This is a genomic window from Streptomyces sp. NPDC050211 (genome assembly GCF_040656035.1).
In the GTDB taxonomy this organism is placed as follows: Bacteria; Actinomycetota; Actinomycetes; order Streptomycetales; family Streptomycetaceae; genus Streptomyces.
On sequence record NZ_JBFALC010000060.1, the window covers coordinates 13,942 to 26,690 of the forward strand.

11 protein-coding genes are annotated in these 12,749 nt (G+C 70.0%); 3 read left to right on the plus strand and 8 right to left on the minus strand.

The window, feature by feature from the left end; translation table 11 throughout:
* Positions 1-44: 44 nt before the first annotated feature.
* The 4 genes from AB0I98_RS39025 to AB0I98_RS39040 form a co-directional block, all read right to left on the minus strand.
* Complete coding sequence (locus AB0I98_RS39025) at positions 45-863, minus strand: sulfite exporter TauE/SafE family protein (protein WP_362950172.1); 819 nt, start codon at positions 861-863, stop codon at positions 45-47.
* Entirely contained in the window at positions 860-1,228 is a 369-nt protein-coding gene (locus AB0I98_RS39030; protein ID WP_362950174.1) for a rhodanese-like domain-containing protein, read from the minus strand. The genes AB0I98_RS39025 and AB0I98_RS39030 overlap by 4 nt, the downstream gene beginning before the upstream one ends.
* A complete protein-coding gene (locus tag AB0I98_RS39035; protein WP_362950176.1) occupies positions 1,225-2,613 on the minus strand; it encodes an MBL fold metallo-hydrolase in 1,389 nt (462 codons plus the stop codon). Before AB0I98_RS39035 ends, AB0I98_RS39030 begins: the two co-directional genes overlap by 4 nt.
* A gap of 163 nt (positions 2,614-2,776) precedes the next feature.
* Positions 2,777-4,021, minus strand: coding sequence for a PP2C family protein-serine/threonine phosphatase (locus tag AB0I98_RS39040; RefSeq protein ID WP_362950178.1), 1,245 nt, complete (start codon positions 4,019-4,021; stop codon positions 2,777-2,779).
* Between the two features lie 172 nt (positions 4,022-4,193).
* Here AB0I98_RS39040 and AB0I98_RS39045 point away from each other — a divergent pair, with 172 nt between their 5' ends.
* The gene (locus AB0I98_RS39045) at positions 4,194-6,689 is read left to right on the plus strand and encodes a SpoIIE family protein phosphatase (protein ID WP_362950179.1); all 2,496 of its coding nucleotides are present in this window, start codon (positions 4,194-4,196) and stop codon (positions 6,687-6,689) included.
* A gap of 151 nt (positions 6,690-6,840) precedes the next feature.
* Here AB0I98_RS39045 and AB0I98_RS39050 read toward each other — a convergent pair whose 3' ends face one another.
* Entirely contained in the window at positions 6,841-8,112 is a 1,272-nt protein-coding gene (locus AB0I98_RS39050) for a transposase (protein WP_362950256.1), read from the minus strand.
* A 71-nt stretch (positions 8,113-8,183) separates the two neighbouring features.
* On the opposite strand from AB0I98_RS39050, the gene tnpA reads away from it, so the two are divergent.
* Positions 8,184-8,615 (plus strand): IS200/IS605 family transposase, encoded by a 432-nt coding sequence (gene tnpA, locus AB0I98_RS39055; RefSeq protein WP_362950181.1) that lies wholly within the window; start codon positions 8,184-8,186, stop codon positions 8,613-8,615.
* A 205-nt stretch (positions 8,616-8,820) separates the two neighbouring features.
* Here tnpA and AB0I98_RS39060 read toward each other — a convergent pair whose 3' ends face one another.
* The 3 genes from AB0I98_RS39060 to AB0I98_RS39070 form a co-directional block, all read right to left on the minus strand.
* A complete protein-coding gene (locus AB0I98_RS39060) occupies positions 8,821-10,890 on the minus strand; it encodes a Shedu anti-phage system protein SduA domain-containing protein (RefSeq protein ID WP_362950183.1) in 2,070 nt (689 codons plus the stop codon).
* Between the two features lie 167 nt (positions 10,891-11,057).
* Positions 11,058-11,258, minus strand: a complete 201-nt coding sequence (locus AB0I98_RS39065; protein WP_362950185.1) for a hypothetical protein — start codon at positions 11,256-11,258, stop codon at positions 11,058-11,060.
* Between the two features lie 112 nt (positions 11,259-11,370).
* On the minus strand, positions 11,371-11,859 hold the full coding sequence (locus tag AB0I98_RS39070) for a flagellar motor protein MotB (protein ID WP_362950187.1): 489 nt from the start codon (positions 11,857-11,859) through the stop codon (positions 11,371-11,373).
* Between the two features lie 220 nt (positions 11,860-12,079).
* Between AB0I98_RS39070 and AB0I98_RS39075 the strand changes: the two genes are divergently transcribed.
* Complete coding sequence (locus AB0I98_RS39075) at positions 12,080-12,598, plus strand: hypothetical protein (RefSeq protein WP_362950189.1); 519 nt, start codon at positions 12,080-12,082, stop codon at positions 12,596-12,598.
* Positions 12,599-12,749: the final 151 nt, after the last annotated feature.

Consider the following 12,749-nt stretch of genomic DNA (forward strand, 5'->3'; position numbering starts at 1 on the left):
GGTCGATCTGATGAGCAGGGGTCTCACCACACGGAAGCGTGGTCTCAGAATACGGAATCGATCAGCATGAAGGCTGCCACGGCCAGCAGCGCCAGGGCGAACGTTCTGTGGAGAGCGCGGGCGGAGGCCTTCGCGGCCAGCCGCCGGCCGTCCCAGGCACCCAGGACGGCGGCCCCGGCGAAGGGTCCTACGGCGGCCCAGTCCAGGGCGTCCACCGAGCCGGCCCGCCAGACCAGCGCGGCCAGCGAGTTGACCGTGATCACCAGGAGGCTGGTGCCCACCGCCGCGCGCATCCGCAGCCCGAGAAGACCGGTCAGCGCGGGTACGGCGAGAAAGCCGCCGCCGACTCCGAGCACCCCGGTGACCGCACCGAGCCCGGCACCCGCGGCGGTCGCACGACCGGAGCTGACGGGCTGCCGGGTGTCGGTCCGCTCGACGGGTCGGAACGACGGTCCGGCATGTGTCGGCCGCTCCAGCTGGACGGCCTGTCCGGCATCCGTCGGCCCGGGCCCCCGCAGCATCCGTACCGCCGCCACGGACGCGAGCACGCCGAAGGCGGCCGTCAGCACAGCTTCCGGCAGTCGCCCCGCCACCGCTCCGCCCAGCATCGCCGGTCCGCTGCCCGCCGCAGCGAACAGCAGCCCCGTGCGCCAGTGGACGTGGCCGTCGCGGGCGTACGCGGTCAGAGCGGTGGCGGAGGTGACGGCGACGATGGCCAGGCTCGCGGTGGTGGCCGCGGCCGGGGTGAAGTGGAGCAGGTAGATCAGGGCGGGGACGGTCAGTACGCTGCCGCCGCCTCCGAGCGCCCCGAGCGCCAGACCGGTCACGGCCCCGGCGCACAGGGCGAGGATCAGGGCACTCACGCGACGGCGCCTTCCTCACCGTGCTGGTCGATCACGGGCAGGCCGGCTGTCGCCCAGTCCCGCATGCCGCCGATCACGTCGACGGCGTCGGCGCCCTGTGCGGTGAGCAGCTCGGCGGCCTGCCGGGAGCGGTTGCCCGAGCGGCAGATGACGACCAGGCGCCTGTCCCGGGCCTCGGGAGGAAGTCGTACCTCTGAACTCAGCGTGGAAAGGGGCAGGTGGATCGCCCAGGGAGCGTGGCCCGCCTGCCATTCGTCCGTTTCCCGTACGTCGAGCAGCACGGACGTCGCGGTGACAGCGGGGTGCGTGCGCTGGGCGGCCTCGGCGGCGGTGATCCGGCCGGGGCCGTACCGGGATCGGCTCATCGGCGCTGCTCGCTGCCCGGACACCCGCGGACCGTGAGTCCGGCCTGCTCGGCGGCGGCGAACGTGTCGTCCACCGCGACGACATCACGGCCCGCCGCGTCCAGCAGGGAGGCGGCGATGGCGGCACGCATACCGCCCGCGCAGTGCACCCACACCTGGCCCGCCGGAACCTCAGCGAGCCGCCGATGCAGGGTGTGCAGGGGGATGTGGAGCGAGCCCTCGACGAAGCCCGCGGCGCGTTCGGAGGACCGGCGGACGTCCAGTACGGCCATGTCCCGCGTCCGGCGCTGTGTGGCGAGGTCGGCGAAGGTGGCGCGCGGGAACGTAGCCGGGGTTTCCCCCGGGCGCACCCAGCCCAACGGATCGCCGGTCGCCGCGGCGGCCGGGCGGTCCACGCCGACGCGGACCAACTCGCGCTGTGCGGCGGCCAGTTGGGCGGGGGACTCAGCGAGGAGGGTCACCGGCTTGCCCCACGGGATCAGCCAGGCCAGATAGGTGGCGAGCTGTCCTTCGGCCTCGAAGTTGAGGGAGCCCGCGACATGCCCGGCGGCGAAGGCGACCCGGTTGCGCAGGTCGACCACCCACTCCCCCGCGGCCAGGCGCTCGGCGATCTCGTCGGCGCCGGCCACGGCGGGCGGGGTGAGGTCGACGGGTGCGGGGCCGGCGGCGTTGGCGGGGCCCATGTGCGCGTAGTAGGCGGGGACGTCGTCGAGACCGGCCAGCAGTTCGGCGACGAAGGTGTCGGCGTCGCGCGTGAGCGCCGCGTTGGCCGCCTTCTCCTTGCCGATCGTCGTGGCGGTGCCGTCGGCCGTGCCGGAGGCACAGAAGCTGCCGAAGCCGTGGGTGGGCAACACCTCCGTCTCGTCCGGGAGTTCGGCCGCGAGCCGGTGGACGGACGCGTGCTGGGCGCGGGCCAGGTCCGCGGTGAGGCGCGGTTCGACCAGGTCGGGGCGTCCGACGGTGCCGATGAGCAGCGATCCGCCGGTGAACACCGCGACGGCGGCTCCGTGTTCCTCGAGGATGTACGAGGTGTGGTGCGGGGTGTGTCCGGGCGTGGCCAGCGCACGCAGGGTCAGGGCGTCTTCGGCTGCGACGACCATGACGTCCTCGTCGTGGACGGGGGTGTGGCCGACGGAGATCCGGGCGGCGGCTGGGACGAGGTAGGCGGCACCGGTGAGGCGGGCCAGTTCCGGGCCGCCGGTGACGTAGTCGTTGTGGACATGCGTCTCGACGACGTGGGATATCCGGACGCCGCGCAGGGCCGCCACCGCGATCACCCGGTCCACGTCGCGCGGCGGGTCGACGGCCACCGCCGTCCGTTCGCCGCCCGCCAGATAGCCGCGGTTGCCGAGTCCTGCCACCTCGATGGTGTCGACGAAGAACACGCGAGCACTCCCTTCCCAGTCGAACTTCACGGTCGAAGTTCCCAGTCGAACTTCCGGTCGCGATTCCCGAGGACGAAAATTACCCCCGAGGGTATGCGTCGGAGACTAGCACGAGTACCCCCGGGGGTATTTTCGGGAGGGACCGGGAGAGACGGTCCCGGCGTCACCTGACCCGGTGTCGCAGGCGTGCCGCCAGCGCGGCGACGTCGTCGTCCGCCGCGTCGGCGCCCAGGCGGTCGAGGACCTCGTCGAGCAGGTGGGAGACGTCGAGGTCGGGCTTCACATGAAGGCGGGCCAGCCGGGCGAGGGAGGTGTCGATGTCCTCGTCGCGGCGTTCGACGAGACCGTCGGTGAACATCAGCAAGGTGTCGTCGGGGGTGAGCGGCACCGTCGCCGATTCGTAGTCGGAGAAGCCGGTGCCGAGGGGCGGGCCGACGGGTAGCTCGATCAGCTCGCCGGTGCCGTCCCGGTGGAAGACGGCGGGCGGCAGATGGCCCGCGCTGGAGAAGGCGACGGTCCCGCGCGCGGGGTCCAGGAGGGCGAGCAGACAGGTCGCGGGCCTGCGGTTGCTGTCCTCGGACATCGAGGTGTCCATCTGACGCAGGATCCGGTGCGGGGGCAGATCGGTGGAGGCGACGTAGCGCAGCATCGACCGGTAGGCGTTCATGTCGACGGCGGCGTCCAGGCCGTGGCCCATGACGTCGCCGATGACGAGGAGGGTGCGGCCGTAATGCAGCCGTACGGTCTCGTACCAGTCCCCGCCCACGAGGGCGCCGCTGCCGAGGGGGAGGTAGCGGGTGGCCATGTCCAGGTTCGGGTGCGGCTGGCTGGGGGCGAGGAGCAGGACCTCCTGGAGGTTGAGGACGGTCTTGCGGGCCGCGTAGTGCTCGGCGGCGTGATGGAGGTGAGCGGCGGCCAGGCGGGCGGCGTAGTGGGCGACGGCCGCCTCGTCGTCGGTGAAGGCACGGTCGGTGCGGACGGCGAGGACCACCCCGAAGGCCCGGTCCCAGGCCAGGAGCGGCACGGACAGCGCGGCCAGCCGGTGGCCGCCTGCCCGGGTGAACGACGCGGTGAGGGGGCGGCCCTCGTCCAGGGCCCGGACCAGGACGTCGCCGCGCGGCGTCCGGCGCAGGTCGTCCAGCAGATCACGCCGGCCCGCCGCCGCCACGGGCCGCAGGGAACCCGGCGGGGCGTCCGGCTCCCGGTCCTGCGGGAACAGGTCGACAGCCACGGCGTCGCAGAGCACCTCGGCGAGGAAGGCGACCAATTCGGCGCCCGTCCTGCGTTCGTCGAGCGTCGTGCCGATCGCGGCCACGGCCCGTTCCGCGAGGGCGAACCGGTCGGCCGAGGCCGCTGCCGGTCGGACAGCCCGGTCGTCTTCCACCACATCCCTTTCCGCCGTATCCATTCCAGTATCGGCGGATGTGTTCCAGCGGTGACGCCGCAGCGCGCGCCGACCGGACCGTGAACGGCTCCCGGCCCGGAGCGACCGGTTCCCGTCGCCCAGGTGCGAACCGGGCGCGTCGTGGCGCATTCTTGCTGTGTCGCCCGAGTGGCGGCGCACGGACGAGGTAGGGCCGATGACTCGGAGCGCCGAGGACACGTACCGGATGCCCGGACGGCTCGCCGCGCTGCTGGCCGACGCCTCGACGGAGGCGGTCGACGCGGCCGGCGGTCGCGCCGGCGGGGTCTATCTGCGCTCCAGCACGCCCGGGCTGCTGCGCCTGGCGGTGCTCTCGGGCCTGCCCGGGCAGCTGTTCCGCCCGTGGTGGCGGATGCACGTCGACCGCCCGTTCCCCGTCGCCGACGCCTATCGGCTCGGCGTGCAGGTGATCCTGCCGAACGCCACGGAGACGATGCGCCGCTACCCCCAGTTCGCGGCCGGGCTGCCGTTCCCGTTCGGCTCGCTGTACGTGCCCGTCGTGGCGGCGGCCGGATCCGCCGGCTCGTCAGGGGTGTACGGCGTCCTGACCGTCCTGCGCGCCACCGCCCCGGACGCCACCGAACTGCTGCCCGTCCGCGACCGCCTCACCCGGATCGCCGAGGAGCTGGGGGCGGACCTGCGGGGCCTGGAGGCCGGGGCCGTCCCACCGGTCGTCTGGGACGGTGAGCCGCTGTGCGTACGGCCGCCGAGCGCGTCCCCGGCCGCGGGGCGCACCGCCCGGTTCGCCTGGGATCCCGCGACCGGTGCCGTGACGGCGGACGAGCGTCTGCAGGCCCTGCTGCGCGGCTCGGACGACGCCCTGTCCGTGCAGGAGCTCGCCGACGCGGTGGCCACACCGGCCGACGCGCCCCGCGTCCTGGCCGCCCTGCGGGAGACGGCCTCCGGCAGACCTCCGTCGCTGCCGCTGTACGTGCGGGCCGAGGACGGGGCGCTGCGGCTGATGGAGCTCTGGACGGCGTACGACACACCGGCCGAGCCCCCGGACCCGTACCGGGTGCGAGGCGTCGTACTGGATCCGGGCCCCGGCACCGCGGCGGACACGGCCGCCGACCTCCTGCCGGACGGCGTGTTCTGCCTGGACCGGCTGGGGCAGGTGGTGTACGTCAATCCGCGGGCCACGCAGTTGCTGCGCCGGTCGCGGGAGGAACTGCTGGGCCGCTCCCTGTGGGAGGCCGTGCCCTGGATGAACCAGCCGGCCTGCGAGGACCATCTGCGCAGCGCCCTGCTGGCACCGGATCCGGTGCACTGTCATGTCCGGCGGCCCGCGGACGACGGCGGGGAGTTCGAGGGCGACTGGCTCGCCCTGTCCGTCTACCCGGGCCCGGACCACCTGACCTGCACCCTCCAGCCGGCCGGTCGGATCACGGACTCGCCGGCCGAGCGCGCGTCGGCGTCCGGCGCCCCGTCCATGGCGCCGCTGTACCGGCCCATCGTCCTCGCCATCGCGCTGACGGAGGCGGTCACCGCCCGCCAGGTGTCCGCGGTGGTGATGCGGGAGCTACTGCCCGCGTTCGGCGGCCGCCGGCTCGCCATCTACCTGCTCCAGGAGCGACACCTGTACCTGGCCTGGGAGACCGGCTTCCCGCCGGGGTTCCTCGCCCCGTTCGAAGGGGTGGCCCTGGACGCGCACCTGCCCGGCGTGGAGACGCTGACCTCGGGCCGGCCGCTGTTCTTCGACTCGATGCAGGATCTCGCCGCCACATACCCGGGCATCCCGCTCGACGCCACGGAAGGAGCGCGCGCCTTCCTCCCGTTGATCGCCTCCGGCCGCCCCGTCGGCTCCTGCATCCTCGGCTTCGACCGCCCCCGCAGCTTCAGCTCCGAGGAACGGACGGTGCTCACCGCACTCGCCGGGCTGATCGCGCACGCCATGGAGAAGGCCCAGCGCTACGAGAGCGAGGCGGCCCTCGCCCGCGGACTGCAGCAGGCCCTCCTCCCCCGGCGCCTGTCCGCGCATCCGCGGGTGGAGACGGCGGGGCGCTATCTGCCGGGCACGCAGGGCATGGAGGTGGGCGGCGACTGGTACGACGTCGTGGAGGCCGGGGACGGACTCGCCCTGGTCATCGGAGACGTCCAGGGCCACGGGGTGCAGGCGGCCGCCACGATGGGGCAACTACGCAGCGCCGTACGGGCGTTCGCGCTCGGCGGGCGTCCGCCGGACGAGGTCATGAGCGGCGTCAACCGGCTGCTGATCGACCTCGATCCGGGACAGTTCGCGAGCTGCTGCTACATCCGCCTGGACCCGGCGACCGGTGCCGTCCAAGCGGCTCGCGCGGGACATCCGCCGCCCCTGCTGCGTGACCCGGACGGCAGCACCCACGTCCTGCATCTGCCCGGCGGTGTCGTGCTCGGCGTCGACCCACACGCCGACTACCCGGTGACGGAGCTGCGGCTGGAGCCCGGCGCCGTCCTCGCGCTCTACACGGACGGCCTGGTCGAGCGGCCCGGCACCGACATCGACGTCGGCATCACGGAACTGCGCGTGGCTCTCGCCAAGTCGGGCACACCGGGCGGCCTGCCCCTGACGGGCATCGCCGACCGCCTCACCGCCCGGGCCCGGCACGCCCGCGACCGCCCGGACGACATCGCACTGCTGCTGGCCACGCGCCGTCCCGCACGCCCACGCCCGTGACCGCGCGGCAGGGCTGTCACCCTGGGTGACGCCCCTCGCCTCACCTCACGTCACACCGACTCACGCGACGACGACTCACGACTCTCTCTCACGAGGTCCCGCAGTTTGAAGTGTTCTCCTCCCTTCGCAAGCTCGGGAAGGAGATTCCCGCCTACCTTGCGGTGGCGGGCTTGACGCCACGGGTGCGCCTGACGACTGCCCTCCCGGCAGCCGGGATGAGCGCGTGGCGCATCCGGTACAGGTGCAAGACGTTCCGGGCCGCGTTGTGGTCGGCGTTGCCTTCCCAGCCGCAGTCAGAGTTCTTGCAGACGAACGTGGCCTGGTCCTCCCGGCTGCCGGGCGTGATGAAGCCACACGCGGAGCAGCGCCGGGAGGTGTGCGGAGCGGGAACCTTGTGCAGGGTGCCGCCCTGGCGGGCGGTCTTGTACGTCAGCATTGTCACGGTGCGGCCCCATGCCTCCTGGCTGATTGAGCGGTTCAGGCCGGACTTCTGCGCGACGTGCTTCCCCGGGTTCTCGACGGTGCCCCTGGCACTCTTGACCATGTTCGTGATGGTGAGTCGTTCGACCACGACCGTGCCGTAGGTGCAGGCGATGGCGGTGGTGGTCTTGTGCTGCCAGTCGAGCGCGCGGCGCGTGGCTCTTGCGCGGAGCTGCTTGATCTGGTCGTAGGTGTTCCGCAGCCGGTTGGAGGTGCGCTCCTTGGGCTTGCGGAAGGATTTGCGGTGTGCGGCCCGCTGCTCCAGGCGCAGCAGCTTGGCCTTCTCGTCCGGGGTCAGCCACTTGTCCCGGTCGGCGCTGCCATCCGGGAGCCGGGCCGGTCGTCCGTGGTCCTGGTGGTTGCCGTCGGACAGGGCGAGAGGGAGGTTCACGCCGGCGTCGATGCCGACCTCCGGGCCGGTGTGCGGTGCGGGCGGGGGCTGAAGGGTCTGGATGCGGAAGGCAATGTGCCAGCCGAGCGCGTCCTTGACCAGCCGGGCCCCGGTGATCCGGTTCTCCTTGTTCGCCGCCTTGCCCACCGGCAGATCACGGGTCCAGCGGAACCGGACGCGGCCGATCTTCGGGATGCTGACCATGCCCCACCGTCGGTGCACCCGCTTGATCTGCAGGTCCCGGCCCTGCGGGATGTCCACGGACATGGCACTGCGGATGCGGGCCTTAAAGGTGGGCTCCTCGGCCCGGCCGTCCCAGCAGTTCTTCCACGCCTGGACGTACGTCTTGAGGACTGCTTGTGCGGCCTGTGCGGGCAGCACCGCGTACCAGTCGATTTCCTTGCGGGCTTGACGTAGCGTCTGGTCCAGGCGGGACAGGGAGCGCTGGCATTTCGGTGTCATGGTCCACAGGTCGTGGAGCTGATTCCACATCGCCCGCGCGGCGTGCGCCTGGTCGTCCATGAGCCGGGCCTGCGCAGGCGTCAGCACCAGCCGGGCGCGATGCCCGAACTGCCGCTTCTCCAGCGCACGTTCCTAGTCACGCGATCACAGTACCGTGGTTTATGTCGCCACGCTGGAATCCAAACCCCGATATACGCACCGGCCGTCACGTCGTCCACGACTTGCACGTCCACTTGGTGTTCGTCACCAAGTACCGGCGCGAGGCGTTCACCGACGCCATGCTGACCCGCTGCGAGGAGATCATGCGGGAGGTCTGCACCGACTTCGAGGCCGAACTGAAGCAGTTCAACGGCGACGAGGACCACGTGCGCCTCTTGGTGTACTACCCGCCGAAGGTCCAGCTGTCCAAGCTGGTCAACTCCCTCAAGGGCGTCTCTGCCCGCCTGCTGCGCAAGGAGCACAACGCTCACGTACGCCGCTATCTGTGGGGCCGCCACTTCTGGTCCGGGTCCTACTTCGCCGGATCCTGCGGCGGAGCACCACTGACCGTCGTCAAGCAGTACATCGAGAACCAGCAGCGCTCCACAGGCTGATGACAACAGCTGCGAACCCACCGCCTCAAGGCCATCGCGCGAGAGAGAGAAGTGGCCTGACAACTGGAGACGTTCGCCCGTACGCGACCGGGGAGACAAGCAGCCCTGGCAAGATCTCCGTGAAGCCGGGACGTGCCCCCGTGCGCCGGTAACACTCGGTCACGGGTAGCGGCAGTGTCGGCGAGCGGCCTGGCAGCGGTCCGCCTCAGTGATCCTCGACGATGAAGCAGGCCCGCTCGTAGAGTTCGTCGAACGTGATTACCTCGACGTCCTGGATGGATGTCCGGTACAGCTCGAAGGAGTTGATCTTCTCCGGGTTCACGGCGCCGTTGTGGGTGAACTCGCGCAGGCTCCCGATCACCACGACCTGCCGGGGCCGGGTGGTGGACAGTTCGACGCCGGTCGGGGTGCCGTCGTCCTCGTAGATGTGGGTGAGGAACTCGCGGGAGATGAGCTGTTGGGCCTTGCTGGCCGTCTTTTGCACCTGCGCCACACCGCCGCCGAGTTCCTTGGATGCCTGGTAGACGCCCGCGCGGTACGGGGTCTTGGAGAGCAGTTCGGTGTCGTGGGTCTTGATCTCGCAGAAGAGCATGCTGCTGATCAGGCCCTTGGAACGCATGATGGCGTCGATGCGTTTCCCGGCTCCGCCGAAGATGTTGGCGCCGGTGGTGATGCGTTCCAGTTTGCCGTCGTTGATGGATTCGCAGGCGATGAGGTTGAGGCCGTAGCCGAAGATCCACTGGTTCGTCTCGAAGAAGGCCTGCCAGATCGCCTCCGCCCCGCGTGTCGTTGCCAGGCTCTTCTCCTGCTGGAAGTAGTCCGGATCGGTCAGCAGTTGCTCGAACCTGTGGAGCTGTTCCTTGCGGTTGCTGATCAGCCGGATGTCCTCCTCTGTGAGCCCGCCGCCGATGGCTGTCCTGACCGCGCCGAGAACCGTCGTCCGGTCCTGGCCGGTCAGCAGCTGGGCCAGTTGGGCCTCGTCGCCGGCCACGAGTTGGAGGGAACTACCGGGTGTGCTCAGGTCGGTGCAGCCCTGGAGGAAGTTGATGACTTTCCAGAAGTTCTCGTGGACGTCCCCGGTGTCGACGAGCGCCTTGACGGCCCGGGTGGTCCCGGTCTCAGGCACTGTCTGCGTGGCGGAGACTTCTCCAGCCTTCTTCTTGTCCTTCTTCCAGAGCTTGATCCTCGGTGTGAAGGTGTCGCCCTTCTTAATGATGGTGACGCTGCACAAGGTCGCTACCTGCGGCCGGTCGTCGAGGACGAAGTCGGTGATCATCCGGCGTGCGCGGGTGTCATAGAGGTAGTGGAACCCGCTGCTGTCCTGCGAACCGCGGATCTCTATGTCGGTGAAGTCCCTGCGGGTGACATCGAACTCGGTGGTGGAGAAGGAGAGTCGGAGGCCTCGAACGATGGGAGTAGCGGGGGCTGCGGCTTGGGTCCGCCAGTCCGGTGGGATGTTGGGCAGTGGCCGGGTGTCGCCTTCGACCACAAGGTCCTGGACGTCGATGCGCCCGAGTTGGATGAGTACGGACTCCACCGTCCGCCAGATCACCTCCTTCGCCCCCGGGGTGCAGGTGGCCAGAAGCTCGCGCTCCACCGTCAAGACCGCTTGGTAGGTGCCCTCCGTCCAATTGTCACCAGGTGTGGGATGGAAGAAACCGCCGTCACGGCGGAGGGTCAGGACCGCGGTGCGGAGCAGGTCGCGTGCGGTCTCCTCGCCAGCGCAGTCCAGGAGACTGAAAGCCTGACCGAGGACCAGGTCAAGCTTGCCCGTGTCATCATCCTCCAGCGGCAGCGGGATCAGCGGGCCTCTAGGCGAAGCTCGTACCGGCCTATACAGCGGGCGGCCCGAGAGAAACTCGTGCGAACGCAGACCCCATCCGTCCGGCGCCAGCAGCAAGTTCAGCTCTTCGACGTGCTTCATAGCCTCCGCGACGTCGACTGCCACTTCAGGATGGACCACCCGTGCTAGAAAGGTGAGCAGTATCTCGTCCGGTCCGTCTGAGAGCTCCAAGCGGGAGTCCTCAAAGATCCAGTCGTCGGGCAGGTCTGGGTTGTTGAACCGGTGCTGCTGGATATCGGCGCGGACAGTCGGGAGCTGAGTGTTGCCGACTGGAGGTTGGTCCAGGTCGTAGAGGCCCTCCAGGAACGTGACCTCGTCCATTTCGCCCCACCAGGGTTGCGACATCCCGCGCAGGTACTTGAAGATGTCACGTCGTGTCACCGCCGTGATGGTCGGCGGTTCGTTCGCTCTGACGGGATCGGTTGAAGTCATGCGTCCAGGGTGGACGGTTAGGCAGTAGGGCGCCGGACACTTGAGACTTTCACCGCGTCGAACACGCTGCCACACACTCGCTCCGCCCGCACCGCCTCCAGGTCTGGGGACACGATCCGTACGAGGTCGTCACACTCGCCGACACTGCCGCTACCCGTGACGGTCCGTCACGGGTAGCGGCGCCGGAGTCCGCCCATGAGGATGACGCCGAGGCGGAGGAGTGGAACCCCGGCACGGCCGGCCATGATCCGTTTCTGGAGCTTCAGATCCGTGATCCGGCCTTCATTGACACCGGAGTTGAACGGGGTGGTGATCCCCTCAACGACTGCGCGTTGGTGTTGACGGATGGCCTTGGCCACGCTGGCCATGGCCGGGAGGCTGCGAGGCGTTCGAGCCAGTCGGGCAGCGGGGCGGCGTCACGGTTGTCGAGTATGGCCGCGAACCGTCGAACCAGGTCGTGTGTGGGGAACAGGCGAGCGGCTAGCCACGGTCCGAGTCGTAGCCCCACCGAGCCCGGCCGTCGCTGCCCATGAAGCATCTGGCGGGCCGTCCGTCTTCTGTGGTGCCGAGGTCGCCGACAGGGGAGCAGGCGTATCCGAACTGGACACCCGTCTGGCCGTCAGAGCTGCTGCCGCCGCTTGTCCCGCTGCTGCCGGAGCCATTGCCGCTGCCTGCGGCAGGCTGTGCAGTGACAGTCACTCTCACCGTCACCGTTTTCGTCGCGGTGACCGTGGGCGCGGGCTTCGCCTTTGCCGTCGCGGCTTTTGCGGTCACGGTGACGGTCGGGCCCGGGCTGGCCGTTGCCGGGCTCGCGTTGTTGGTCGTGGTGCTGTCGCTGCTGGCTCCGACGAAGATGCCGAGAAGGAAGACAAAGGCGAAGCCGAGCCCCAGCGCGAACCGCTTGCGAGCCAAGCTCGGGACGGGGCGCGGCGGCCGCGGTAGGGGCGGCCACATGTGCGGGTTGGTCATCTCGTCCCCCTGCGGGCGGTTCTGGAGGGGATGACCGTACTGCCGGGGAGATGACGTGTCCGCCTTCTGAGGGAGCAGTGACCTTCCTGTGATGGGTTATCGCGCTCATCCGCCTCATGGTGGGCGGTCGGGGGACTCCTTGCGTCTGCCCGACCCTGCGCGTAGGGTCGCTCAGCCGCCCCGTCGGGGGGCGGAACAGGCCGTCCGATCAGAGGACAATATGGCCCTCAGTAGGCTTGCCCAGCAGTTCGCCGCCGAGATCCGGAACCACGACTGGTCCGATGCCCCCTGGCGGCTCGACCGAGCGGGTCACAGCCGCGCCAGCGACTCCAAGTCCAAGGTCACCGACCAGAGACTGGACGACGACGAGGCGCGGCGCGTCAAGACCAACGCGATGTGGGTTACCGCCCAGGTACTTGGCTACAACGACCCGAACTTCGATGTCTACGAGTTTGCCGAAGCGTGTGGGGTCAACACTCGCAACAGCCGGGGCGGCAAGGACGGCGGAATCGATGCGGGCCTGCGCAAACAGTACGGCCAGTACATGCGACCGGGTACCTGGAAGTTCGATCCTCTGACCGAGGTCATCACCACGGACACCAGCGACTGCTACCACGCCAGCACGGAGTGCGACCTCTTCCGGTCCGGCTACAGGGGGATGCCGATTCTGCGTTTCCGCTCCGACGAAGTGCCAGCGAAGTGGAAGCAGTGCGTCTGCGTTCCCCTGGATCGCGCCTGAGTTCCACCAACACCCCGCCGCCTTCGGGCGGCGGGCGCTTTTGCGTGCCGGCAGAGATCGGCCCTGGGCGCTGTCCTGCGGGAGCCGGGTCAGTCGTGCGGCGTCTCGCTGCTGCGCTGATCAGCGTGCGTGCAGCGCCTGCAGTGCATGA